Consider the following 23,262-nt stretch of genomic DNA (forward strand, 5'->3'; position numbering starts at 1 on the left):
CAAGTATAGGAGCAGCATCTCTTGCCCTAAGAACATGCACTTATCGGCTTATTTCAAAATTAACCGAAGAATCAGCATGTTCTATCGATCACCACTGAGCGGACGGAACGGACGGATCGTCGCAATCGGCTCGCAAGAGTATTCCGCGCAATGAATTATCCCGGATGACAGGGTGCAACGACCTTCTTTGGTCGCGCCCGTCCTACGAGAAAATCGTTGAACGGCAGTGTGTTCGATCCGTGCTTCGTGCCCCGCGCGCGGATCGGCGCGCACTGGCGGCTGCCGGTTCGCCGACGACTGGAAGCGGCCCGGCTGCGGGAGATTGGGTGGCCTTGTCAGGCGCCTGGGGCACACGAATGGAAGGGAAGCATCAATGAAGCATAAAGCGTTGATTGCTGCCGTGGTGGTGGGGCTCGTTGCAGCACCAACCGCCGCGATGGCAGATCAGAGGCCGAGCTCGTCCTCCAGCAACTTCCAAACCTCCAACTTCTCCAAGAACTCCGGCTGGGGCCGGGGCGACAGTGGTGAACGTGGAAACGACCGCGGTGGCGATCGTTGGGGCAAGCCCGGTTGGGGTTCCAACAAGCCCGGTTGGGGCCGACCCGGTTCCGGCTGGGGCTGGGGTTGGGGCAAGCCCGGCGGCAGCTGGGGTAAGCCCGGCTGGGGCTGGGGCAAGCCCGGTTGGGGCTGGGGTAAGCCTGGTTGGGGCTGGGGCAAGCCCGGCTGGGGCCATGGCGGACCTGGCCATGGTCATGGACCCGGTCACGGCTGGGATCCGGATGACGGCAAGTCGGACGGCTGCTGAGCCGGCGACCTGACGGCCGTGGCCGCTCCTCGAGGGGCGGCCACGGCTTTCGTCATTATCCCAGAACTTCGTCGAAGAAGCTGAGCAGCGCCGCCCAGCTCTGGCGATCCGCGCTGGCGTCATAGCCGATGGCCGCCATGCCGCGCGCGTCGCTTCCCGGATCGGTGAAGCCGTGACGGACGCCCGAGTAGGCATGGAAATGCCAGTTGGCACCGGCACGGTCCATCTCTTCCCAGAAGCCGAGCACTTGTTCACGGGGGACGAGCGGGTCGGCGTCGCCATGACAGATCAGGATACGCGCCTTGACCGCACCCGGCTCGGCAGGTGCCGCAGTCGAGAGCGTGCCGTGGAAGCTCACGGCCGCCGCCAGATCCTCTCCGCTGCGCGCCGCTTCCAGCACCGCCTGCCCGCCCATGCAGTAGCCGATGCCGAGCAAAGGCAAGCCGCTTGCTTCCGGCACACTGCGCAGCGCGGCGATCCCGGCAGCGATGCGGGCGCGGTAGTGGGCATTATCGGCGCGCAGCTTCTCGGCCAGCGGGAACGAGGCTTCGAAGCTCGCTACCGGCTCGCCGTAGAAGTCTGCAACCATGACGATGTAGCCCAGATCTGCGAGCATTGCGGCACGGCGTTCCATCGCCGGATTGAAGTTGGCGATCGTCGGAAAGACGATAACCGCTGCGCGCGGCGCGTCCTGTGGCCGGGCCAGGTAGCCGGTCAGTTCCTGACCGGCATGGCTGTAGGCGACCTTTTCGAGCATGGTCATTCCGGCAGGAAGTCCGGCACCGAAAGATAGCGCTCGCCGGTGTCGTAGTTGAAGCCAAGGACGCGGCTGCCCTCGGGAAGTTCCTTGAGCTTCTGTGCGATGGCGGCCAGCGTGGCGCCTGAACTGATGCCGACCAACATGCCTTCCTCGGTCGCGCAGCGGCGTGCCCACTCCTTGGCGTCGGCAGGATCGACCTGGAGCGCACCGTCGATCGACTGGGTATGAAGGTTGGCGGGAACGAACCCGGCGCCGATGCCCTGGATCGGATGCGGACCGGGCTGGCCGCCGGAGATGACCGGCGAAAGCGTCGGCTCGACCGCATAGGCCTTGAGCGCCGGCCAGGACTGCTTGAGCGTTTGCGCGCAGCCGGTGAGGTGACCGCCCGTGCCGACGCCGGTGATCAGCACGTCGATGGGGCTGTCCGCGAAGTCCGCAAGGATTTCCCGTGCCGTGGTCTCGACATGAACCTGGATATTCGCCGGGTTCTCGAACTGCTGGGGCATCCACGAATTCGGCGTGCTCTCGATCAGTTCCTTGGCGCGCTCGATCGAGCCCTTCATGCCCTTTTCGCGAGGCGTGAGGTCGAAGGTGGCGCCATAGGCCAGCATCAGTCGGCGGCGCTCGATCGACATCGATTCCGGCATGACGAGGATGAGCTTGTAGCCCTTGACCGCGGCCGCCATGGCGAGGCCGATGCCGGTGTTGCCCGAGGTCGGCTCGATGATGGTGCCGCCGGGCTTGAGCGTGCCACCGGCTTCCGCAGCTTCGATCATGGCGAGGGCGATGCGGTCCTTGATCGAGCCGCCGGGATTGGCACGCTCCGCCTTGACCCAGACTTCATGGTCCGGGAACAGGCGGGAGAGGCGGATATGCGGCGTATTCCCGATCGTGGCGAGAATGCTGTCGGCCTTCATTGTTCATGCTCCCATCGTGGTGCGAAGGTGCGGGCGCGGCGGATCTCGGGAAAGCTCCAGGCCCAGATTGCGGTGATGACTATGGCAGCGCCGCCGCCGAAAACAACAGCCCCGGTCGCGCCGAGCAAGGCCGCCGCCACGCCCGACTGCATTTCGCCAAGCTCGTTGGAGGCCGAGATGGCGAGACCGGATATGGCCGACACGCGGCCGCGCTTGTCGTCGGGGGTGCGAAGCTGAACCAGCGAGCTGCGGATGAACACGGAAATCATGTCCGCCGCGCCGAGAAGGGCGAGGAAGCCGAGCGAAATCATGAAGCTGCGGGACAGGCCGAAGCCGACCGTCATGGCGCCGTAGGCGGCGACGGACAGCAGCATCTTCACGCCGACGTTCTTCGCCAAGGGCCTGAACGAAAGCCAGAGCGCGACAACGGCGGCACCGCAGGCGGTCGCCGCACGCATCTGGCCCAGGCCTTCGGGTCCGACGTGCAGAATGTCGCGCGCGAAGACAGGCATAAGCGCGGTCGCTCCGCCGAGCAGCACGGCGAACAGGTCCAGTGTGATGCAGCCGAGCAGGAAGCGTTCTCGCCAGATGAAGTGAAACCCATCGACGATCTGCCGGATCGGGTGGTCGCGCCGTGCCTCCTTGGGAACCGGGGGCAGGTTGCGGATGCTGGTGATGCTGAAGGCGGCGATCGCCATCAGCCCGGCAGCGACCCAGTAGGGCGTCGCATGATGGCGGGCGAAGAGAAAGCCGAAGGCGGCCGGGCCGATGATCGTACCGGCTTCGATCGCGATCGAGTTGAAGGCGATTGCGCGGGGTATGAGCGAGACCGGGACGATGTTGGGCGCAATCGCGGTCATCGAGGGGCTGACGAAAACCCGCGCAATGCCGTGGAGGGCCGCGTAGACATAGAGCAGCGGCAGGCTGCGCAGTTCGAGTTCCGTGATCACCGCCAGGCCGATCGCCACGAGAATGTCCGCCGACATGGCCAGGCCCGCCACTTTGCGCCGATCGAAGCGATCGGCGATCACGCCTGCGATCGGGGTCAGCAGGAAAATCGGCAGGAACTGGGCAAGCCCGAGCAGACCGAGCTGGAACGAAGCCTCCGCGATGGACATGCCGTAATCGCTGCGGGCGACATCGTAGAGCTGGTAGCCGATGATGACGACCATGCCTGTCGAGGCGAAGACCACGGCGAAGCGGGCGAGCCAGAACTTGCGATAGTCGGCGATGCGCAGGGGGGAGGTCGCCTCGGGCGGAACCGGGCTGGGGGTCTCGATGGTGTTCACCCGCTGGTGCATGGCAGCATGTCAAAGCATTGCCAAGACATGCTGCTCCGCCATCCGGGCAGGTTATGTTTTTCGCTCAGTAGGTAAAGCGCGCGGTGATCCGCACGTCACGGCCGGCGATCGGCACGAAGTCCCGCGTTTCGGAAGCGGCAAGGCGGCCGGTCACATCCAGCAGGTTGTCGGCGGCGAGAATGAGCGAGAGGGGGCCCTGCTCACCGAACGGCCGCCAGGTGGCGCTGGCATTGACGAGGGTGAACGCGTTCGTGGGGTTCTCGTTCTCGGTCACGCGGGTCTGTTTGGCGTTCCACTCGACTTCGCCGCGCAAGGTAAAGGCGGACGAATCGAATTCCAGGCCGCCCCGCGCACGAACCGGCGGGATGCGAGGCACCGGCCCCCTGTCGACGAGGCGGGCATGGGTGTAGTCGACCCCGCCATCTGCCTTGATCGCCTTGTCGCCCCAGCGGGCGAAGGTCACGCCGCCCTCGGCCTCGATGCCGCGAAAGCGGGCAGGCGCCTGGAGATACTGGTACACTGGGAAGTCCTCGATCACTTCGCCGGTCGGGACTGCGGTTATGAAGTTGGCGAAGTTGGTTCCGAACACCGTGACGGAGGCGGCGATGTCGCCGCCATTGTAGCGCGCTCCGGCCTCGATGCTGTCGCTGCGTTCCACCTTGAAATCGGGATTGCCGCGTTCGTAGGACTGGGTCGCATCGTGCATGCCGTCGATGAAGAGTTCCTCCGCCGAAGGCGCGCGTTCGCCGTGCGCATAGTTGAACGACAGCGTGACGGTGTCGGTCGGATGCCAGGCGGCCCCGGCGACGGCGGCGTATTGATCGAAGTTGCGGTGGTCGCGTGCCGGAATGGTGCGGATCCGGGTGTTCTCGTAGCGAAGCGCGCCTTCCAGATCGAACCGTCCGACTTCCAGCCGCTGCAGCGTGAAGACTGCAAAGCGATCGCTATTGTTGTTGGGCAGCAGCTTCTCGTCGCCGTTGATGTCGAGCTGCGAGGAGGAATACTGCGCGCCCGTCGAGCCGCTCCAGATTCCGCGCCGGGCCTGGTCAGCCTGGACCCGGACTTCGACGGCCTTGTTGTGGAACTGGGTGCCGATTTCACCGCCTTCGATCTCGGCGTGCTCATAGTCGCCATAGGCCCCGCGCACTTCCAGTCGCTTCAGGAAGCCGGAAAGGTTGAGACCTGCACGCAAGTCCACGCGGGTCTGCCGCAGGGAGATGCTGGTGGCTTCCGGATCGGCCGAGGGGCGCGGCGGAATGCCGTAGTCGGTGGCGAGGCGCTGGACCGAGACCCCGATGTCACCGCCGTCGTCGATAAAGGCCAAGCCGCCGCCCAGCGTCCAGCCTTCGGTGCCGCTGTTGGCGATCTTCCCGCGCCGGTTCGCCTGTTGCGCCAGCGTGGCTGCGCCGGTGAGATCGCCGGCATCGGCAAGGTCGCTGGCCTGGGCCAGCGTCTGAGCGCGCAGCTGCGGCGAGAGGACGTGGCCGCCGACGCGCAAGTCGTCGCTATGGTGATACGAGGCGTCGAGGTGTGCGACGAGGCGGCTGGCAAGACGAATGTCGGTCGCCACGCCGCCATTGACCATGTCAGCAGCCGTACCGAAGGAGCCCAGCGCATCGACGGTGAACGCCTTCTCGGGAACCTTGCGGGGGATGCGCTTGTCTACGGCATTGACCGCACCGCCCGCGGGATCGCTGGCATAGAGCAGGACGCGGGGGCCATGCAGCACTTCGACGCGGTCGATGTTGAGCGTGTCCAGCGAGACTGCGTGGTCCGCCGAGACCGACGAGGCATCCAGCGAGCCGATGCCGTCGAGCAGAACCTGTACGCGGGGGCCATCGAAGCCGCGCAGGACCGGTCGCGAAACGCCGGGCGCGAAGCCGGTGCTCGAGACGCCGGGCAGGCTGGCAAGCATTTCGCCGATCTGCGGCCTCAGGTCGCGGGTGAGGGCCTCGCCGGAAAGCACGACAGGAGCGGAAATCGGATCGGCATTACCGGAAATGAGACGCCCGGTGACGATGATGTCGGCGCCGCTCTCCTGAGGGTGGGAGCTGGTGTCGCTCGCGACAGGGGCGGTCGTGGTCTGCGCGGTGGCAAGCGTGGGCACGAGCGCGGAGGACAAAGCGCTGGCAGTTACCAGCAGAGCGATTCGGGAGGTGGGGAGCGTCATGCGCCTCGGTTAATTGCGAGGATATAACATATCAATTCCGAAAGGTTTCCGGGCGACGAGGCGTTGTTAGCAAGCGATAAGTCGATAAGGCGTGGCTTCTTCAGGCGACTGCACTCATAGCTCCGACGGGCGGCTCGATAGTCGGATCGCAGGTATTGCGACGATCCGCCGACCCGTCAGCTTTTTATAACTGCAGTCCGCACCTTGGAGGCAGACACTCAGCGCCGGGGGCGAAGACGAGGATTGGGTTGAACCGTATCGACCAGCTTCAGGAAATCGTCGACGCGAATGATGCGTTCGAACTGAAATCCGGCCCGGCCCTCATGCGCCCAGATCTGGTGAGCCTCGATTCGCCCGATCACCGGTAGCCGCATGACGAGGCGTTCTCCGCGATCGAGGGGCAGCTCGCCTTGCGACATGAAGCCCTGTGCCGAAAGGTTGACGATATGAAGGTGCAGGTCGCCCAATTGACGGTGTTCCGCAATCACCTTGTAATCGACCGGGTGGCGTGCCGCACGACGCTTGTCGGTTACAGTGAGCTGCGCTCCTGCAGTCATTTCTATCGCCTCTGCTGTGATCTTGAGGGGAGACAGTGCAGGGAAATGGCAAAGAAACGGTAAACCCGTTTACTACTGCGCAGTGCAAGGCGGCAAAACGTGCCTACCTTACGTTGAAGCGCCCCGGTTTCTGGAACCGGGGCGCTTCCAGATGGAAGTCTCAGACGATCAAGCGCCCTTGAGGATCGCGTGCTTCTTCTTGCCGAGGCTGAGCTTGCGCGTTTCTCCGGAGGCGACCTCGATGAGGAATGCCGGGTCGGTCATCGCCACGTCGTCGAGCTTGACTGCGCCTTCGCCGATCTTGCGCTTGGCTTCGCCATTCGACGCAGTGAAGCCCAGTTCGGTGAGCGCCGCGCCTAGGCGCACGCCTTCACTGGCGACTTCCAGGGCCGGCAGGTCCTCGCCGAGACCGCCGCCTGCGAACGTCGCCTGCGCGGTCGCTTCGGCGGCGACGGCGGCGTCCTCTCCGCGGCACAGCCTGGTCACTTCGTTCGCAAGCACCACCTTGGCGTCATTGATCGCGGCGCCTTCGAGCGTTTCGAGGCGCTTGATCTCGTCGAGCGGTAGGTCGGTGAAGAGGCGCAGGAACTTGCCCACATCGCGGTCGTCGCAGTTGCGCCAGTATTGCCAGAAATCGTAGGAGGGCAGCATGTCCTCGTTGAGCCAGACGGCGCCGGCGGCGGTCTTGCCCATCTTGCCGCCATCGGCCGTGGTCAGCAGAGGCGTGGTCAGCCCGAAGACTTCCTTGCCGTCCATGCGGCGCGTCAGCTCCATGCCGTTGACGATGTTGCCCCACTGGTCCGAGCCGCCCATCTGGAGGCGGACGCCGCGCTCCTTGTTGAGATGGCGGAAATCGTAGCCCTGAAGGATCATGTAGTTGAATTCGAGGAAGGTCATCGGCTGCTCGCGCTCGAGGCGCAGGCGCACCGAATCGAAAGAAAGCATGCGGTTCACCGTGAAATGGGTGCCGACTTCCTGGAGCAACTGGATGTAGCCGAGCTGGCCCAGCCAGTCCTGGTTGTTGACCATGACCGCGTCTGTGGGGCCGTCGCCGAACTTCAGCAGGCGCGAGAAGATCGAGAAGATACCCTTGATGTTGTCGGCAATCGTCTCGTCGGACAGCATCTTGCGGCTCTCGTCTCGGCCGGTGGGATCGCCGATGCGGGTAGTGCCGCCGCCCATGAGCACGATCGGCTTGTGACCGGTCTGCTGGAGGCGGCGCAGCATCATGATCTGCACCAGGCTGCCGATGTGAAGCGACGGGGCCGTCGCGTCGAAGCCGATATAGCCGGGCACGACCTGCTTGGCGGCGAGGGCGTCTAAGCCTTCGGCGTCCGTCATCTGGTGGATGTAGCCGCGCTCTTCGAGCGTGCGGAGCAGGGAGGATTGGTAGGTCATGATGGCCCAGTGCTTCTTGGCTAGGATGATCGAAAGCCGCGCGCCTAGCACGCACGGCGCATAAGATGAAGCGGTTGGTCTCCTGCAAGGGCGAGCCGGTCGGATTCTCTTCGATTTACATTGCCAGCCGGTTGGCGGTCCCTCTAGGCAGGCGCGATGGCCGAACTGACCTGCCACCCGGCACACCCTTCCGTCCTCGTCCGCTCCATAGAGACGCGCGTAATCGGTTTCGATCGCAACTGGCTGCGCGTGCGCTGGCGTATTCTGGGCGCGGGCAAGCTCGTGGTTCCAGCCTTTGCCGGCAAGGGCCGCGCCAGCGATCTATGGCAGACGACCTGCTTCGAACTGTTCCTTCAGGAACCGGGCGCGGCAGGCTACATCGAGTTCAACCTTTCGCCTTCCGAGCGCTGGAACGCCTACGATTTCTCCGGCCGCCGCGAGGGCATGGTCGAGCGTCCAATGCCGCGGGAGCCTGAATGCGGCCTGCGCAAGGGCTCGGACATCGCCGTCTTCGATGCGGCCATTCCAGCGGCAGCAGTGCCTGGCACGGCGCTGCGCTGCGGCTTTACCGCAGTGATCGAGGAAGAAGGCGGGGTAAAAAGCTACTGGTCGCTTACCCACAAGGCAGATGCACCGGACTTCCACGATCCGGCTTGCTTCACGATCGACCTTGCGGCACCCACCGGCACATGAAATTCGGCATCGATCGCCTATTGGCAAACCCTGAACTGCGTGCCCCTCTCGAAGGCAAGCGCGTCGCGCTCGTGGCGCACCCTGCTTCGGTTACCGAAGACCTTGTCCATTCTCTCGATGCGCTGATCGCCGCGGGCGTCAACGTGACGAGCGCCTTCGGTCCGCAGCACGGGCTCAAGGGCGACAAGCAGGACAACATGGTCGAGACCGAGAACGAACGCGATCCGACTTACGGCATCCCGGTCTACAGCCTCTACGGGCAAGTCCGCCGTCCGAGCGCGGAGATGATGGCGAGCGCGGACGTGTTCCTGTTCGATCTCCAGGACCTCGGCTGCCGCATCTATACTTTCGTGACCACGCTGCTCTACCTGCTCGAAGCGGCGGCGGAGCAGGGCAAGTCGGTGTGGGTGCTCGATCGTCCGAACCCTGCCGGTCGCCCGGTCGAAGGCACGATCCTGTTGCCGGGACAGGAGAGCTTCGTGGGGGCAGGGCCGATGCCGATGCGTCATGGCCTGACCCTGGGCGAAATGGGGCACTGGTTCGTGCGCCGGTTCGATCTCGGCGTGGATTACCGCGTGGTCGAGATGGAAGGCTGGGAACCGGAAGGCGAAGGTTTCGGATGGCCGCAGGACCGCATCTGGATCAACCCGAGTCCGAACGCCGCCAATCTCAACATGGCCCGCGCCTATGCCGGAACGGTGATGATCGAAGGCGCCACTCTGTCGGAAGGGCGCGGCACCACGCGGCCGCTGGAAGTGCTGTTCGGCGCGCCGGATGTCGACGCCAAGGCAGTGCTGGCGGAGATGCAGCGGATCGCGCCGCGATGGCTGGAGGGCTGTGCCTTGCGCGAGTGCTGGTTTGAGCCGACCTTCCACAAGCACGCTGGCACGCTCTGCAGCGGTCTGATGATCCATGCCGAAGGCAGGTTCTACGACCATCATGCCTTCCGGCCCTGGCGTCTCCAGGCCCTGGCATTCAAAGCCATCCGCCAGCTCTATCCCGACTACCCGATCTGGCGCGATTTCCCTTATGAATACGAGTTCGATCGCCTTGCCATCGACGTGATCAACGGCGGCCCGGCCTTGCGCGAATGGGTCGACGATCCCGCCGCGCTTCCCGGCGATCTCGATCTCATCGCCGGACGCGACGAAACGGCGTGGAAGGCCGAAGTCGCGGACCTGCTGCTCTACCGCTGACCCGGGCGCTGACCCGGGCGCGGACCCGGATCAGCGGGCCGGCGCCAGTCTCGCCGGTCCATCGCTATAGGCAGGCGGCGCCATCACTCGCCCGCTCGTGCTGACCAGCACCGGGCAGCCGTCCAGCTTCCGCTCCACGGCCCGTATCATTCCGGGCTGCATGTCGGATCTGGCGCGCGGCTCGGCATGGCCGGCAGCAGCGTTAGCCTGTTGGATGGTATAGCCGCACCGGGCTTTGTCGGCCGCAGTTCCGTCAGCCTTTTTCGGCGGCGCTGCGGCCATGGTGGCCGCTCCGAGCGCCAGCAGAAGGACAACCTTTTTCATCGCCGGACTCCCGATAATGGTTGCAGATATGATCCCTCAGATTTCGCGCCGCTACAAGTGGTCAGCCTTTCTTCCGGCTTAGCTCGCGCATCGCGGCATCGAGGCCGTCCAGCGTCAGCGGGAACATGGCGCCGCCGAGCAGGTCGCGAATCATGCGGGTCGAGGAAGAATAGCCCCACTGCCGCTCCGGCGTGGGATTGACCCAGATCGTCGCCGGGTAAGTCTGCGCGACGCGGGAGAGCCAGACCGAGCCGGCCTCGTCGTTCATGTGCTCCACCGAGCCGCCCGGATGGCTGATCTCGTAAGGGCTCATCGCCGCATCGCCGACGAAGATCACCTTGTAGTCGTGCCCGAACTTGTGGAGCAGGTCCCAGGTCGGCGTGCGCTGCGACCAGCGGCGGCGATTGTCCTTCCACACGCCTTCGTAGAGGCAGTTGTGGAAGTAGAAGAATTCCATGTTCTTGAACTCGGAACTGGCAGCGCTGAACAGCTCCTCCATCAATTCGATATGGGGATCCATCGAACCACCGACATCGAGGAACAGCAGTACCTTCACGGCATTGTGCCGCTCCGGCCTCATGCGGATGTCCAGCCAGCCCTGCCTGGCGGTGCCCGAAATCGTTTCGTCGAGATCGAGTTCCTCTGCCGCGCCTTCGCGGGCAAATCGGCGCAGACGCCGCAGCGCGACCTTGATGTTCCGCGTGCCGAGTTCGCGGGTGTTGTCGAGATTGGCGAACTCGCGCTTTTCCCAGACCTTGATCGCGCGGCCGTGCTTTCCTTCGCCGCCGATGCGAACGCCCTCGGGATTGTAGCCCGAATGGCCGAACGGCGAGGTGCCGCCCGTGCCGATCCACTTGTTGCCGCCGGAGTGACGCTTCTCCTGTTCTTCCAGACGCTTCTTGAGCGTCTCGATGATCTCGTCCCAGGATCCCAGCGCCTTGATCTGCGCCATCTCTTCCTGCGAGAAGTAGCGCTCGGCGACCTTGCGGAGCCAGTCCTCGGGGATCTCCACCGGCTGCTGGCCGTAGTCGGTCAGCACACCCTTGAAGACTTTCTGGAACACCTGGTCGAAGCGGTCGAGCAGGCCCTCGTCCTTCACGAAGGTCGCCCGGCTGAGATAGTAGAAGGCTTCCGGCGTCCGCTCGATCACTTCCCGCTCCAGCGCTTCCAGCAGCACGAGGTGCTCCTTGAGCGAGGCCGGGATGCCCGCAGCGCGCAGTTCGTCCACGAAGTTCAGCAGCATGAGATGTTCCGGTCGGTCTGTTCCCTGGCGCGGTGAAGCCATGCCACCAGCACGAAGGAGATATACATCAGCAGATACCAGGCGCCGAGCTTTTCAGGGTGAACCATCGCCCAGCCGTGCTTCTGGCTCGGATAGATCCATGCCCGCGAGAACGTGGCGAGGTTCTCCGCGAACCAGATGAACAGGGCGACCAGGAACCAGCCCAGCAGGAGCGGCATCCATCTCTCCTCCCTCCAGACGCGAAACCAGATGCGGGTACGATGGAAAAGAAGCGCCAGTGCCGCGAAGAGGCCGATACGCACATCGGGCAGCCAGTGGTGTGCAAAGAAGTTGATGTAGATCGCCGCGCCCAGCACTGCGGAAAGGCCTTCTGCGGGATAGCGGGTGAAGCGAAAATCGAAGATGCGCCAGATGCGCGCGATGTAGCTGCCGACAGCGGCATACATGAAGCCGGAGAAGAGCGGGACCGCGCCCACTCTCAGCAGGCTGGGCTCGGGATACTCCCAGGAGCCATGGGCCGTCTTGAACAGCTCCATGACCGTCCCGACGATATGGAAAGCCAGGATGACCTTGGCCTCGTCCAGTGTCTCCAGTCTCAGCGCCAGCATGGCGATCTGGATCGCGAGCGCGGCGCAAGTCAGGAAATCGTAGCGGGCGAAAGCGGCCTCGGCAGGATAGAACAAGTGCGTTGCGACCAGCAGGCCGAGCAGCAACGCTCCAAACAGGCAGGCCCAGGCCTGCTTGAACCCGAACAGCAGGAACTCGTAGATCCATGCAGCCGCGCCGGGACGCGGCTCGAACGCCTCCAGACGGGTGCGAATGCCTGCGAAGCGGGTGTGTGCGGTGCCCGGCTTCTGCCGAGAAGGCGTCGTCATGCCGCCGCTGGCGGGGCGGAGGGCGGTGGCGGCTGGCCCGGCCAGCTTTCCAGAGCAGTATCGAACGTAGCCCACTCGGGCGCATCGTCCGTCCAGATCACTGCTTCGGGTTTCAGCCCGTGACCCGCGTTCAAGGCGCCAAGACGCATCGTCATGAGGTGTGGCCGAGCCGAGCTTTGCGCGTAAATCTGCGTGCCGCACATCGGACAGAAGTGGAACGTGAGGGCATTTCCGCTCGCCGCCGTCCAGGTGGAAGAAGCCAGGGCGCCGTCTATCGACACCTCCTCGGCCTTGAAGATCGCATTGTTGGTCGGACCGCCTGCCGCGAGTTGCTGGCACTGCCGGCACCAGCACTGCCGGGTGGCGATCGGCTCACCGGCTACGGTCAGCGAAACGGCACTGCACAGGCAGCCGCCGGGATAGGGAGCGGTCATGAAGGTCGATTCCCCGTGATCATCTTTGGCGGCGAGCCATGAAGGCGAGCCGTTCGAACAGCATGACGTCCTGTTCGTTCTTGAGCAAGGCTCCGTGCAGCGGCGGGATCGCCTTCGTCGCGTCCTGGTTCTGGAGCACGTCGAGCGGCATGTCCTCGCTCAGCAGCAGCTTGAGCCAATCGAGCAGCTCGCTGGTGGAAGGCTTCTTCTTGAGGCCGGGCACGTCCCGTAACTCGTAGAAGATCTCCATCGCCCGGGACACGAGCGTCTTCTGGATGCCGGGGAAGTGGACATCGACGATGGCCTGCATCGTCTCGCGGTCGGGGAACTTGATGTAGTGGAAGAAGCAGCGGCGCAGGAAGGCGTCCGGCAGGTCCTTCTCGTTATTCGAAGTGATCACGACGATAGGGCGTTCCGCCGCAGCAACGTGCTCGCCGGTTTCGTAGACATCGAAGGCCATGCGGTCGAGTTCGGCGAGGAGATCGTTAGGAAACTCGATATCCGCCTTGTCGATCTCGTCGATCAGCAGCACCGGCAGCCGGGGCGAGGTGAAAGCCTCCCAGAGCTTGCCCTTGCGGATGTAGTTGTTGATGTCGTGAACGCGCGCGTCGCCAAGCTGGCCATCGCGCAGGCGGCCCACTGCATCGTATTCGTAGAGCCCCTGATGCGCCTTGGTGGTGGACTTGACGTTCCAGGTGATCAGCGGCGCATCGAGCGAAGCGGCGATCTGCTCCGCCAGCACGGTCTTGCCGGTGCCGGGTTCGCCCTTCACCAGCAGCGGACGGCGCAAGAGGACGGCGGCGTTGACCGCGACTTTCAGATCGTCGGTGGCGACATAGCTAGTGGTGCCTTCGAAACGCTGCATCTTCGTCCCTCTCGTCTTCGGCCTTTAACCGCTCGCTTAAGTTCTATGTTTTGCAACGCAGCAAGGCAAGGGCGGAGCCGACTACCTCAAGCGGAGCATGGACTTCGCTGCCGGGGCGTTGCAGATGATCTGCATGGGGGCCGATTTTCTGAGACGCATGGAATGGTTGGACGCCTCGCGCGTCACCGGATATCTGCGCCTGTTTGCGGCGCTCAACACCGCGATGATCGTATGGCTCGTGGCGACATCCCGGGGCGGGATCGATTTCAACGGCTATCTGCTGGGAAGCGATTTCATCAGCTTCTGGACGACCGGCCATATGCTGGTCGATCACGCCAATCCCTATGACGGCGCCGCGCATATCCTGGCCCAGCGCACCTACTATTCCACTGATGGCGCTTATACCGCCTTCTATTATCCGCCGCCCTTCCTGCTGTTCTGTTGGCCGCTCGGCTGGCTACCCTATTTCCCTGCACTCGGCCTGTGGCTGGCAACGACCGCAGCGGTCTATCTCGTCGCCGTGCGCCTTTGGTGGAGAAAGGCCAGCCTCGCCGCACCGCTCTGGCTGCTGTTCGCGGCCTTTCCGGCCGTACCGATCGTCATCACCCATGGGCAGACGGCGTTCCTGGTCGCGGGGCTGCTTGGTCTCGGCGCCTGGCTGGTTCCGGTAAGGCCGTATCTCGCCGGAGCGATGTTCGGCCTGGCGACGATCAAGCCGCAGTTCGGCCTCTTGCTGCCGCTGATGCTGCTGGCGACCGGAGAATGGCGGGTGATCGCCTCTGCCGCGGCGACGGCTGCGATGGTGGCCCTGCTTTCCGCCGGAACCTTCGGCGCGCAGACCTGGATCGACTGGCTTGGCGCCAGCGAGCGGGCGCAGGTAGCGATGGCCTATGGCCAGATCGGTTACGGCAAGATCATGAGCCCCTTCGCGGCGCTGCGGCTGCTCGGGGGATCGATGGCGATGAGCTATGCCGTTCAGGGCGCCGTGACGCTAGCCGTCGTCGCGCTGGTTCTGAAGGCTTCATGGCGCAAGGCCTGGACGCCGGGGCTTGCCGCTCTGATGCTGGCGGGCGCACCGCTGGCGACGCCTTACGTGCTCGATTACGACATGGTGATCCTGGCCTTCCCGATGTTCTGGCTGGCCGGGGAGGGGCTGCGGAACGGCTTCCGGAACTGGGAACGCTGCGCGCTGGCCGCAGCTTTTGCCGCGCCGGCACTGGCTCGACCGCTGGCGCTTTTTCTGAACGTCCCGATCATGCCGCTGGCAATGATGCTGCTGTTCGCCGTGATCTGGCGCCGCGAAAAGATGCCATCCCGCTAATCGATGGGTTCAGGCGTCGATCAGTTCGGGATCGATCTCGCCGGCACGGTTCTGGATGAACATGAAGCGGTGCTCGGGGTTGCGACCCATCAGGCGGTCGACCAGATCCTTCACCGCGGCGCGGCCTTCGTATTCGGGCGGCAGGGTGATACGGATCAGCGAACGGCTCTCCGGCGCCATCGTCGTCTCGCGAAGCTGGCCGGGGTTCATTTCGCCGAGACCCTTGAACCGGCCCACCTCGACCTTCTTGTTCTTGAACACCGTCGCTTCCAGTTCGGCGCGGTGGGCATCGTCGCGGGCATAGGCGGATGTCGAACCTGCCGTCAGGCGATAGAGCGGGGGCTGGGCCAGGTAGAGGTGGCCGCGCCGCACGATATCCGGCATCTCCTGGAAGAAGAAGGTCATCAGCAGGGTGGCGATATGGGCGCCGTCGACGTCGGCGTCGGTCATGATGATCACGCGATCGTAGCGCAAGTTGTCGGCGTTGCAGTCCTTGCGGGTGCCGCAGCCGAGCGCGAGGCCGAGGTCCGCGATTTCCGAGTTCGCCCGAATCTTGTCGGCCGTGGCCGAGGCGACGTTGAGGATCTTGCCGCGGATCGGCAGGATCGCCTGGGTCTTGCGATTACGCGCCTGCTTGGCCGAGCCGCCTGCCGAATCGCCTTCGACGATGAAGAGTTCGGTTTCGCCTCCGCCTTCACCCGAGCAGTCGGTCAGCTTCCCGGGCAGGCGCAGCTTGCGGGCGTTGGTGGCGGTCTTGCGCTTGACCTCGCGCTCGGCCTTGCGGCGCAGGCGCTCGTCCATGCGCTCCATCACCGCGCCGAGCAGGGCCTTGCCGCGTTCGAGATTGTCGGTGAGGAAATGGTCGAAGTGGTCGCGCACCGCCGCTTCCACGAGGCGCGCGGCCTCGGGACTGGTAAGGCGGTCCTTGGTCTGGCTCTGGAACTGCGGATCGCGGATGAAGACCGAGAGCATGACTTCGCTGCCGGTCACCACGTCGTCCGGCGTGATGTCCTTGGCCTTCTTCTGCTGCCCGACGAGTTCGGCGAAAGCGCGGATGCCCTTGGTGAGCGCCGCCCGCAGGCCTTGCTCGTGGGTGCCGCCATCCGGCGTCGGGATGGTGTTGCAGTACCAGGAATAGGAACCGTCGGAATAAAGCGGCCAGGCGATCGCCCATTCGACGCGGCCCTGCTCCGAGCCGTCGTCCCCGCGCGGGAAGTCCTGCGTGCCGGAGAAGAACTGCGTGGTCACGCATTCGCGGCTGCCGATCTGCTCGGCGAGGTGGTCGGCCAAGCCGCCGGGGAACTGGAAGGTCGCTTCAGCGGGGATAGTGTCGTCCGCCAGCGACGGCGCGCACCTCCAGCGGATTTCCACGCCCGCGAAAAGATAGGCCTTCGAGCGGACGAGCTTGAACAGCCGTGCAGGCTTGAACTGCTGGTCCCCGAAAATCTCGGTATCGGGCGTGAAGCTGACGGCGGTGCCGCGCCGGTTGGGCGCAGCGCCAATCTTCTGGAGCGGCCCCAGGGTCGCCCCCCGCGCGAACTCCTGCGCGAAAAGCTCCTTGCTGCGAGCCACCTCCACCCGGGTATGGCTCGACAGCGCATTGACCACGGAGATACCCACGCCGTGAAGGCCGCCCGAGGTGGCATAGGCCTTGCCCGAGAACTTGCCGCCCGAGTGCAGCGTCGAGAGGATCACTTCCAGCGCCGACTTGCCCGGGAACTTGGGATGCTCATCCACCGGAATGCCGCGGCCGTTGTCGGTGATGGTCAGCCGGTTGCCTTCATCGAGGGTCACCTCGATGCGGTTGGCATGGCCCGCGACAGCCTCGTCCATCGCGTTGTCGAGCACTTCGGCCGCGAGGTGGTGGAGGGCACGCTCGTCGGTGCCGCCGATGTACATGCCGGGTCGGCGGCGGACGGGCTCCAGCCCTTCCAGCACTTCGATCGCGGAGCCATCGTAGGATTCCCCGCCCGCGGACGGGAGCTTGTCGAACAGGTCATCGGACATCGGCAGGACTATAGGGTGCGCAAACCCGTGATCAAGCACGGGTTTGGGCTTATCCGCAAAGAGATGTTCACTTTCTGATCCTTCGTCCGGAAATGAACGGCTACTTGGCAAAGCCGCTGGGCGCGGCACTGATGACCTTGACCGCGCCGCCTTCCACCGCGCGGACCTCGAGCGCGCGCTCGATCAGGCCGTTGCGACCGAAGCGGAAGGGGCCGTCCACGCCGAGGAAGCCGCCGGGATCGAGCATTTCAGCGGCAGGGAAGGCCTTTCCGGGCATCCAGTCGCGCGCGACGCGTAGGGTGAGGAGCACGGAATCGTAGCCCAGCGTAGCAATGCGGAACGGTGCGGCGCCGAAGCGGCTGCGATAGCTCTTGGCGAACTGCGCGAAACGAACGTCGGAGACGGTGGAGAACCAGGCGCCGTTGAGCGCGGGGCTCGTCGCCAGTTCGCGCTCGCCGCCCCAGAGTTCGGTGCCGAGCAGGCGGACGCCCGCGCCGCCGCCCGCCGCGCGATAGGACACTGCCGCCTTGGCCGAAAGGCTGCCGCTGTCGGCGATGAGCAGGGCGCCGTAGCCGCTCTTGGCCTTGATCCGGTTCGCTGCCGCCGCGATCGAGGCGGCGGAGCGGTCGTAAGTCTCCATGGCGACGACGGAGCCGCCGCCACTGCGCACGGAGGCGAGCAGCGAGCTGCTGACGCGCTCGCCGTAATCGCCCTTTGGCACGAGCGCCGCGAAAGTGCTCACGCCCTTGCCGCGCGCATAGCTGACGGTACGGGCGATCGACTGGCCGGGCAGGTTGCCGATGATGAAGACGTCTTTGCCGGCCGCCTTCTCGTCGTTGGAGAACGAGATCAGCGGCACATGTGCAGGCTTTGCCACGGCCGCCACCGAGGCGATATCGTCCGAGAGAAGGGGACCGAGAATCAGCTTGTTGCCGTCGGCAATGGCCCGGCGCGCCGCCTCGCCGGGATTTGTCCCCGTATCATAGGTGGTGATGCGCAGGTTCTTGGCGCCGGTATCGAGCAGCGCCATGTTGGCGGCATTGGCCAGGGACTGGCCGACGCCGGCGTTGGGGCCGGTGGTCGGCACCAGCAGCGCCACGCGGTGACGCTCTGTATCCGTGGGGATATCGCCTTCCGGCTGCGTCGGGGCAGGGGCGGGGGCGGGAGCGGGCGCCTTGGGAACCACGGCGCAGCCCGCCAGGGCCACCATCGCTGCCGCCGCGAGCAGGTTGCGCCGGTTGAGGCGATTGTAGAACATTGCTTGCCGCTCCCCTAGTCCTTGGGCCATGAGTTCCCGCGATGGAACACACTCTCTCTTCAGGCCTGTACATAGTGGCCACCCCGATTGGCAACCTCGGGGACATCACCTTTCGTGCCGTGGAGGTCCTCAAGGGGGTAAGCGCGGTGGCCTGCGAGGATACGCGGATCACCGGAAAACTCCTGCATCACCTCGGCATCAAGCGGAAGATGGTCCGCTACGACGACCATGCGGGCGAGGGCGACCGCGAGCGGTTGCTGGCGCTGATGGAAAGCGAGGCCGTCGCGCTCGTCAGCGATGCGGGAACGCCGCTGATCTCCGATCCCGGCTACCGTCTCGTGAAGATCGCGCGGGAACGCGGCATTCCCGTTACCAGCCTGCCGGGAGCCAATGCGGCGGTGATGGCGATGACGCTTTCCGGGTTGCCGAACGACCGCTTCCTGTTCGCCGGTTTCCTGCCGAACAAGGCCAAGGCGCGCGAGACGGTGCTGTCCGATCTGTCCAAGGTTCCGGCGACGCTGATCTTCTACGAGACCGCGCCGCGCCTGGAGGATGCGCTGACGGCGATTGCGTCCGTTCTGCCGGGACGCGAAGTCGCGGTGGCGCGCGAACTGACCAAGAAGTTCGAGGAATGCCGCAGCGGCACGCCGGAAGACCTCATCGCACATTACGCCGCACACCCGCCCAAGGGGGAGATCGTCCTCCTGATCGCACCGCCAGGGGAGGAGTCGATCGGCGAAGTCGACGTGGATGCCCTGCTGCGCGCCGAACTTGCCCTTGCCAAGCCTTCCCAGGCCGCTGCCAGCGTGGCCAAGCTTACCGGGCTCGACCGCAAGGTGCTTTATGCCCGGGCGATGGAGCTCAAGTGAGACGCCGTTCGTGAGCGGGCAGCGCGCCGAGGCGGAACGCAGGGGCCGCAAAGGCGAAGCCCTCGCCGCGTGGTACCTGCGTCTGACCGGTTGGAGCATTCGCGCGGTCCGGGTGAAGACCGGGCGCGGCGAGATCGACATCGTGGCCCGGCGCGGGCGAACCTTGTGCTTCGTCGAAGTGAAGTGGCGCGCCCGCCGGGCCGATCTCGACCATGCGATCGACCACTATCGCCTCCGCCGCGTGGCTGCCGCCGCCGAAGCCGTAGCGCACCGCTACGGGAAGCCGGGGGACGACGTGAGGATCGACGTCCTCTTGCTGGCGCCGGGTTGCTGGCCTCGCCGTATCGTCAATGCCTGGCAGCCCGGCGCCTAAAGCTGCGGCGCTATCCCGAAATCATTCGCGCAGGCCGCGAAACTCGATTAAGCCGCCTTTCCGAAAGATACCGCTCGGTACAAATCCGCAAGGACCAGACTTTTTCATGACCTTACGCATTGCCATTCAGATGGACCCGCTGGAATCGATCAAGATCGCGGGCGATTCCTCGTTCGCGCTCATGCTCTCGGCGCAGGCGCGCGGGCATGAGCTGTTCCATTACGATGTGCGCACACTTGCCTATGACGCGTCCTCGGGTGCGGCCGGGCGGCTGACCTGCTGGGGTGCGCCGGTGACGGTGCAGCGCGTGGAAGGCGCGCACTTCACACGAGGCGAGTACCGCCTGATCGACCTTGTGGCAGACGTCGATGTCGTGCTGATGCGGCAGGATCCGCCGTTCGATCTCGGTTACATCACCGCCACGCACCTGCTTGAGCGGCTTGCCGGGCAGACCCTGGTGGTCAACGATCCCGTATCCGTCCGCAATGCGCCGGAAAAGGTCTTCGTGCTCGATTACGCGCGCTTCATGCCGCCGACGTTCATCGCCCGCCGCATCGAGGACGTGCGCCTGTTCCAGCAGCGAAACGTGGAAGCCGGTTTTGGTGGCGACCTCGTCATCAAGCCGCTTCACGGCAATGGCGGCAAGGCGGTGTTCCGCGTGCCTGCCGACGGCAGCAATCTCGGCGCCCTGATCGAGATGTTCGAGAACGCCTGGGTCGAACCGTTCATGGTCCAGCCCTTCCTTCCCGACGTGGCAGAGGGCGATAAGCGCATCGTTCTGGTCGACGGTGCGTTCGCGGGCGCCATCAACCGCAAGCCCGGTGCGGGCGAATTCCGCTCCAACCTGGCTGTAGGCGGTTCGGCCGAGGCCGCCGAGCTCACTTCGGCGGAAGAGGAAATCTGCGCGGCGCTTGCCCCGGAACTCAAGGCGCGCGGCCTTGTTTTCGTGGGCATCGACGTGATTGGCGGAAAATGGCTGACCGAAATCAATGTGACTTCGCCGACGGGCATCGTCGCGATCGACCGGTTCAACGGGACCGATACCGGCGCGAAGATCTGGGATGCGATCGAGGCACGTCACGCTGCGATGTAACCTCTTGGTTCGGCGGGCCTGGACTGCTCCGCCATGGATAAATGGGTCATCTCCCTGATCGAAAGCGGCGGATACTGGGGTATCCTCCTGCTGATGATGTTGGAGAACATCGTGCCCCCGATCCCCTCGGAGCTGATCATGGGCGTGGCGGGTATCGCCACGGCGCATGGCCGCATGGAGTTCCTGCCGGTGCTGCTTGCGGGCACGGTGGGATCGACCCTGGGCAACTATCTCCTGTTCGTCGCAGCCGACCGGCTCGGATACGAACGCCTCAAGCCCTTCATCGACCGCTGGGGCCGCTGGCTCACCCTGGATTGGCAAGCGGTGGAGCATGCGGGCAGCTACTTGCGCAAGCACGGTCACTGGGTCGTTTTCGTTCTGAGATTCATGCCCATGTTCAGAACGATGGTGTCCGTGCCAGCAGGGCTCGCGCACATGCGGCATTGGATCTTTCTGCTCTACACGGCTGCCGGCGCGGCGATCTGGAACACGTTGCTGATCATGGCAGGGCGCTGGCTTGGCCGGCGTTTCGCAGAAGCGGAAAGCTGGATCGGCTGGGGGACCGTGGCAGTCGCCGCGGCTGCGGCAGTATGGTACGTCTGGCGTGTTGCCACCTGGAAGCCGTCGAAGGACCGCGCTGGATGAATTGCGCGGACGGGTTCGCCCATCACGAAGTGGGGAGCGCGGTGAACGCAGGGGGTGACTAGCGCAGGGTGTGATGAGAGCCGGAGCCGCCGGACCTCACCCTTGCTCGCGCGGATGGGCGTTGCGGTAGACGTCGAGCATGGTCGCTGCATCTACTTTGGTGTAGATCTGCGTGGAACCCAGGCTGGCGTGGCCGAGCAGTTCCTGAAGGCTGCGCAAGTCCGCGCCGGCACCAAGCAGATGGGTGGCGAAGCTGTGGCGCAAGGCATGGGGCGTGGCGCTGGCGGGCAGCCCCAGCACGGTGCGGGCGCGGGCGACGGCTTTCTGCACCATGCCCTGCGACAGCGGCCCGCCCTTGGCGCCTCGAAAGATCGGCGCATCCGCTGCCATCGGCCACGGACATTTGGCAATATAATCCACGACGCCGGCGCGCACGATCGGCAGGAGCGGGACCATGCGCTGCTTGCCGCCCTTGCCGTTGACCATCAGCGTCTCGCCCAGCGGCAGAGCTGAGCCAGTGACGCCAAGCGCTTCGGCAATGCGCAGGCCTGCACCGTAGAGTAGGAGCAGTACGGCACGGTCCCGCGCCCCGATCCAGGGCTCGCGAGCATCTTCCTCGACCATTGCGGCAAGGTTGACGGCTTCGTCGGGCGTGACCGGTCTCGGCAGGCCCTTCTTCACGCGCGGACCGCGCAGGCGCGGGGCGGTGGCATGAGCCACGCCGGCCTGCTCGCGGGCGAAGGCCAGGAAGCTCTTGAGCGCGGAAAGCTCGCGCGCGGCGGACGTATTGCCGATCCCGCTTTCCCGCCGCTCGGCCAGGTAAATCCGCAAGTCGCCCGCTTCAAGACCGACGAGAGCAGCCCAGTCGCTGGGCCTGGCGCTGTCGATCAGGCGCGCGGCCGTGGCGACGTAGGCACGTACCGTATGCGGGCTGCGCCGCCTGCCGTTCTTGAGGTGGTTGCCCCAGGCTTCGAGCAGGTCCGCCTTGGTCACGGACCTCAGGGCTCCACCAGATCGACGGGGACGATCTCGCCCAGCAGGCCGTCGAGCAGCGGCATGCCCTGTTCGGTGACCTGCAGCCGCGATCCTTCCTGCCGGACCAAGCCCTGCTTTTCGTAGAAGGACGCCTTTACCGGATCGCAAAGCTCCGCGATGGCCAAGCCGAAGCGCGCGGCCATGACATCGAGGTCCACGCCTTCGCGCAGGCGCAGGCCCATGAGCATGGCCTCGCTCGCCTGTTCGCGGCGGCCGAGGTCGCGGTGTTCGTTGATGCCCTGCGCGTGGAGGTCGATGGCTTCGAGCCAGTTTTCGGGCTTGCGGTGGCGGGTGGTGGCAACGCCGCTGCGCCGTCCGTGCGCGCCGGGCCCGATGCCGCAGTAGTCCTGGTAGCGCCAGTAGGTGAGGTTATGGCGGCTTTCCTCGCCGGGGCGGGCGTGGTTGCTGATCTCGTAGGCCGGGAGGCCCGCGCCGGCCGTCATCTCGCGCGTAAGAGCGAACATGTCGGCACAGGCGTCTTCGTCCAGCGGCTCGAATTCGTGCTGGCGCACCATGGTCGCGAACTTCGTGCCCGGCTCGATAGTGAGCTGGTAGAGGGAGAGGTGTCCGGTGCCGTAAGACAGGGCATGAGCGAGTTCCGCCCGCCACTGGTCCAGCGTCTGACCCGGACGCGCGTAGATCAGGTCGAAACTGACGCGGGAGAAGCGTTCCTGTGCGACTTCAAGCGCCTTCAGCCCCTCTTGCGCGTCGTGCAGCCGGCCGAGAAAGCGCAGGGTCTGGTTGTCGAGCGCTTGCAGGCCCAGCGAGGCGCGGTTGACGCCTGCCGATGCCAGCGCCTCGTAATTGCCTGCCTCGATGGACGAGGGATTGCCCTCCAGCGTGATCTCGATCCCGTCTGAAAAGCCCCAGAGCTTCTCCGCCTCGTCCAGCAGGCGCGCGACGAGGGCAGGGGGCATCAGCGAAGGCGTGCCGCCGCCGAAGAAGATCGAATCGAGCTTTTCCCCGCCCGCGACTTCGTGCTCGTGGCGCATGTCCGCCAGCAGGCCGGCCTGCCAGCGGTCATGCTCCACGCGCTCGCGGACATGGCTGTTGAAGTCGCAATAGGGGCACTTTGCGAGGCAGAACGGCCAATGGATATAGAGCGCGCGCGCCATCGTGTCAG

Annotated in this window: 23 protein-coding genes; 8 read left to right on the top strand and 15 right to left on the bottom strand. The window is 65.1% G+C overall.

The genetic code is table 11. The features are described 5' to 3' along the window. Positions 1-373: 373 nt before the first annotated feature. Complete coding sequence (locus tag L284_RS47850; protein ID WP_152524598.1) at positions 374-805, top strand: hypothetical protein; 432 nt, start codon at positions 374-376, stop codon at positions 803-805. 55 nt (positions 806-860) lie between these two features. Here L284_RS47850 and L284_RS28025 read toward each other — a convergent pair whose 3' ends face one another. From L284_RS28025 to tyrS, 6 genes are all read right to left on the bottom strand, one after another. Then, the gene (locus tag L284_RS28025; protein WP_021232596.1) at positions 861-1,568 is read right to left on the bottom strand and encodes a dienelactone hydrolase family protein; all 708 of its coding nucleotides are present in this window, start codon (positions 1,566-1,568) and stop codon (positions 861-863) included. After that, positions 1,565-2,482, bottom strand: coding sequence for a cysteine synthase A (cysK, locus tag L284_RS28030; protein ID WP_021232597.1), 918 nt, complete (start codon positions 2,480-2,482; stop codon positions 1,565-1,567). The genes L284_RS28025 and cysK overlap by 4 nt, the downstream gene beginning before the upstream one ends. After that, positions 2,479-3,783 carry an MFS transporter gene (locus L284_RS28035; protein WP_021232598.1) on the bottom strand — a complete coding sequence of 435 codons (1,305 nt, stop codon included), beginning with the start codon at positions 3,781-3,783 and terminating at the stop codon, positions 2,479-2,481. The genes cysK and L284_RS28035 overlap by 4 nt, the downstream gene beginning before the upstream one ends. 64 nt (positions 3,784-3,847) lie before the next feature. Next, entirely contained in the window at positions 3,848-5,953 is a 2,106-nt protein-coding gene (locus L284_RS28040; RefSeq protein WP_021232599.1) for a TonB-dependent receptor, read from the bottom strand. 218 nt (positions 5,954-6,171) lie between these two features. Further along, positions 6,172-6,510, bottom strand: coding sequence for a PilZ domain-containing protein (locus L284_RS28045; RefSeq protein ID WP_021232600.1), 339 nt, complete (start codon positions 6,508-6,510; stop codon positions 6,172-6,174). Between the two features lie 168 nt (positions 6,511-6,678). Beyond that, positions 6,679-7,908: a tyrosine--tRNA ligase gene (tyrS, locus tag L284_RS28050; RefSeq protein WP_031341479.1), complete on the bottom strand. Its 1,230-nt coding sequence runs from the start codon at positions 7,906-7,908 to the stop codon at positions 6,679-6,681. Between the two features lie 156 nt (positions 7,909-8,064). Between tyrS and L284_RS28055 the strand changes: the two genes are divergently transcribed. Together L284_RS28055 and L284_RS28060 are read left to right on the top strand one after the other, a co-directional pair. Next, a complete protein-coding gene (locus tag L284_RS28055) occupies positions 8,065-8,601 on the top strand; it encodes a DOMON-like domain-containing protein (protein WP_021232602.1) in 537 nt (178 codons plus the stop codon). Beyond that, complete coding sequence (locus L284_RS28060) at positions 8,598-9,797, top strand: exo-beta-N-acetylmuramidase NamZ family protein (protein WP_021232603.1); 1,200 nt, start codon at positions 8,598-8,600, stop codon at positions 9,795-9,797. Before L284_RS28055 ends, L284_RS28060 begins: the two co-directional genes overlap by 4 nt. A gap of 30 nt (positions 9,798-9,827) precedes the next feature. Here L284_RS28060 and L284_RS28065 read toward each other — a convergent pair whose 3' ends face one another. The 5 genes from L284_RS28065 to L284_RS28085 all read right to left on the bottom strand — a co-directional run bounded on the left by L284_RS28065 (position 9,828) and on the right by L284_RS28085 (position 13,538). Continuing rightward, positions 9,828-10,121 (bottom strand): hypothetical protein, encoded by a 294-nt coding sequence (locus L284_RS28065; protein WP_021232604.1) that lies wholly within the window; start codon positions 10,119-10,121, stop codon positions 9,828-9,830. A 61-nt stretch (positions 10,122-10,182) separates the two neighbouring features. Then, positions 10,183-11,364, bottom strand: a complete 1,182-nt coding sequence (locus L284_RS28070; protein WP_021232605.1) for a vWA domain-containing protein — start codon at positions 11,362-11,364, stop codon at positions 10,183-10,185. Further along, positions 11,355-12,239: a DUF817 domain-containing protein gene (locus L284_RS28075; RefSeq protein ID WP_021232606.1), complete on the bottom strand. Its 885-nt coding sequence runs from the start codon at positions 12,237-12,239 to the stop codon at positions 11,355-11,357. The genes L284_RS28070 and L284_RS28075 overlap by 10 nt, the downstream gene beginning before the upstream one ends. Further along, positions 12,236-12,673 (bottom strand): GFA family protein, encoded by a 438-nt coding sequence (locus L284_RS28080; RefSeq protein WP_021232607.1) that lies wholly within the window; start codon positions 12,671-12,673, stop codon positions 12,236-12,238. The genes L284_RS28075 and L284_RS28080 overlap by 4 nt, the downstream gene beginning before the upstream one ends. A gap of 19 nt (positions 12,674-12,692) precedes the next feature. Continuing rightward, the gene (locus tag L284_RS28085) at positions 12,693-13,538 is read right to left on the bottom strand and encodes an AAA family ATPase (protein WP_021232608.1); all 846 of its coding nucleotides are present in this window, start codon (positions 13,536-13,538) and stop codon (positions 12,693-12,695) included. Between the two features lie 97 nt (positions 13,539-13,635). On the opposite strand from L284_RS28085, the gene L284_RS28090 reads away from it, so the two are divergent. Continuing rightward, on the top strand, positions 13,636-14,859 hold the full coding sequence (locus L284_RS28090; RefSeq protein ID WP_235054291.1) for a glycosyltransferase family 87 protein: 1,224 nt from the start codon (positions 13,636-13,638) through the stop codon (positions 14,857-14,859). 9 nt (positions 14,860-14,868) lie between these two features. Here the strand turns inward: L284_RS28090 and parE are convergent, their stop codons facing one another. Together parE and L284_RS28100 are read right to left on the bottom strand one after the other, a co-directional pair. After that, positions 14,869-16,866 (bottom strand): DNA topoisomerase IV subunit B, encoded by a 1,998-nt coding sequence (parE, locus tag L284_RS28095; protein ID WP_021232610.1) that lies wholly within the window; start codon positions 16,864-16,866, stop codon positions 14,869-14,871. A gap of 100 nt (positions 16,867-16,966) precedes the next feature. Next, complete coding sequence (locus tag L284_RS28100) at positions 16,967-18,124, bottom strand: penicillin-binding protein activator (protein WP_021232611.1); 1,158 nt, start codon at positions 18,122-18,124, stop codon at positions 16,967-16,969. A gap of 41 nt (positions 18,125-18,165) precedes the next feature. On the opposite strand from L284_RS28100, the gene rsmI reads away from it, so the two are divergent. From rsmI to L284_RS28120, 4 genes are all read left to right on the top strand, one after another. Next, entirely contained in the window at positions 18,166-18,993 is an 828-nt protein-coding gene (rsmI, locus tag L284_RS28105; protein WP_021232612.1) for a 16S rRNA (cytidine(1402)-2'-O)-methyltransferase, read from the top strand. Positions 18,994-19,003: 10 nt separating this feature from the next. Next, positions 19,004-19,366 (top strand): YraN family protein, encoded by a 363-nt coding sequence (locus L284_RS28110; RefSeq protein ID WP_021232613.1) that lies wholly within the window; start codon positions 19,004-19,006, stop codon positions 19,364-19,366. Between the two features lie 106 nt (positions 19,367-19,472). Then, positions 19,473-20,459 (top strand): glutathione synthase, encoded by a 987-nt coding sequence (gene gshB, locus L284_RS28115; RefSeq protein WP_031341482.1) that lies wholly within the window; start codon positions 19,473-19,475, stop codon positions 20,457-20,459. Between the two features lie 33 nt (positions 20,460-20,492). Continuing rightward, the gene (locus L284_RS28120) at positions 20,493-21,104 is read left to right on the top strand and encodes a DedA family protein (protein WP_021232615.1); all 612 of its coding nucleotides are present in this window, start codon (positions 20,493-20,495) and stop codon (positions 21,102-21,104) included. Positions 21,105-21,200: 96 nt separating this feature from the next. Here the strand turns inward: L284_RS28120 and L284_RS28125 are convergent, their stop codons facing one another. Together L284_RS28125 and hemW are read right to left on the bottom strand one after the other, a co-directional pair. After that, positions 21,201-22,097 (bottom strand): tyrosine recombinase XerC, encoded by an 897-nt coding sequence (locus tag L284_RS28125; RefSeq protein WP_021232616.1) that lies wholly within the window; start codon positions 22,095-22,097, stop codon positions 21,201-21,203. Between the two features lie 5 nt (positions 22,098-22,102). Then, complete coding sequence (gene hemW / locus L284_RS28130) at positions 22,103-23,254, bottom strand: radical SAM family heme chaperone HemW (RefSeq protein ID WP_021232617.1); 1,152 nt, start codon at positions 23,252-23,254, stop codon at positions 22,103-22,105. Positions 23,255-23,262: the final 8 nt, after the last annotated feature.

This window comes from Novosphingobium lindaniclasticum LE124, from assembly GCF_000445125.1.
Taxonomy (GTDB): Bacteria; Pseudomonadota; Alphaproteobacteria; order Sphingomonadales; family Sphingomonadaceae; genus Novosphingobium; species Novosphingobium lindaniclasticum.

Bases quoted from the DNA above. Each gene is read 5' to 3' on its own strand.
- L284_RS28090 (WP_235054291.1), top strand. From the start codon at position 13,636: ATGGACTTCGCTGCCGGGGCGTTGCAGATGATCTGCATGGGGGCCGAT.
- L284_RS28045 (WP_021232600.1), bottom strand. From the start codon at position 6,510: ATGACTGCAGGAGCGCAGCTCACTGTAACCGACAAGCGTCGTGCGGCA.
- L284_RS28070 (WP_021232605.1), bottom strand. From the start codon at position 11,364: ATGCTGCTGAACTTCGTGGACGAACTGCGCGCTGCGGGCATCCCGGCC.
- rsmI (WP_021232612.1), top strand. From the start codon at position 18,166: ATGGAACACACTCTCTCTTCAGGCCTGTACATAGTGGCCACCCCGATT.
- cysK (WP_021232597.1), bottom strand. From the start codon at position 2,482: ATGAAGGCCGACAGCATTCTCGCCACGATCGGGAATACGCCGCATATC.
- L284_RS28120 (WP_021232615.1), top strand. From the start codon at position 20,493: ATGGATAAATGGGTCATCTCCCTGATCGAAAGCGGCGGATACTGGGGT.
- L284_RS28065 (WP_021232604.1), bottom strand. From the start codon at position 10,121: ATGAAAAAGGTTGTCCTTCTGCTGGCGCTCGGAGCGGCCACCATGGCC.
- L284_RS28100 (WP_021232611.1), bottom strand. From the start codon at position 18,124: ATGTTCTACAATCGCCTCAACCGGCGCAACCTGCTCGCGGCGGCAGCG.
- L284_RS28035 (WP_021232598.1), bottom strand. From the start codon at position 3,783: ATGCACCAGCGGGTGAACACCATCGAGACCCCCAGCCCGGTTCCGCCC.
- L284_RS28040 (WP_021232599.1), bottom strand. From the start codon at position 5,953: ATGACGCTCCCCACCTCCCGAATCGCTCTGCTGGTAACTGCCAGCGCT.
- hemW (WP_021232617.1), bottom strand. From the start codon at position 23,254: ATGGCGCGCGCGCTCTATATCCATTGGCCGTTCTGCCTCGCAAAGTGC.
- gshB (WP_031341482.1), top strand. From the start codon at position 19,473: ATGACCTTACGCATTGCCATTCAGATGGACCCGCTGGAATCGATCAAG.
- L284_RS28025 (WP_021232596.1), bottom strand. From the start codon at position 1,568: ATGACCATGCTCGAAAAGGTCGCCTACAGCCATGCCGGTCAGGAACTG.
- tyrS (WP_031341479.1), bottom strand. From the start codon at position 7,908: ATGACCTACCAATCCTCCCTGCTCCGCACGCTCGAAGAGCGCGGCTAC.
- L284_RS28085 (WP_021232608.1), bottom strand. From the start codon at position 13,538: ATGCAGCGTTTCGAAGGCACCACTAGCTATGTCGCCACCGACGATCTG.
- L284_RS28055 (WP_021232602.1), top strand. From the start codon at position 8,065: ATGGCCGAACTGACCTGCCACCCGGCACACCCTTCCGTCCTCGTCCGC.
- L284_RS47850 (WP_152524598.1), top strand. From the start codon at position 374: ATGAAGCATAAAGCGTTGATTGCTGCCGTGGTGGTGGGGCTCGTTGCA.
- L284_RS28060 (WP_021232603.1), top strand. From the start codon at position 8,598: ATGAAATTCGGCATCGATCGCCTATTGGCAAACCCTGAACTGCGTGCC.
- parE (WP_021232610.1), bottom strand. From the start codon at position 16,866: ATGTCCGATGACCTGTTCGACAAGCTCCCGTCCGCGGGCGGGGAATCC.
- L284_RS28080 (WP_021232607.1), bottom strand. From the start codon at position 12,673: ATGACCGCTCCCTATCCCGGCGGCTGCCTGTGCAGTGCCGTTTCGCTG.
- L284_RS28075 (WP_021232606.1), bottom strand. From the start codon at position 12,239: ATGACGACGCCTTCTCGGCAGAAGCCGGGCACCGCACACACCCGCTTC.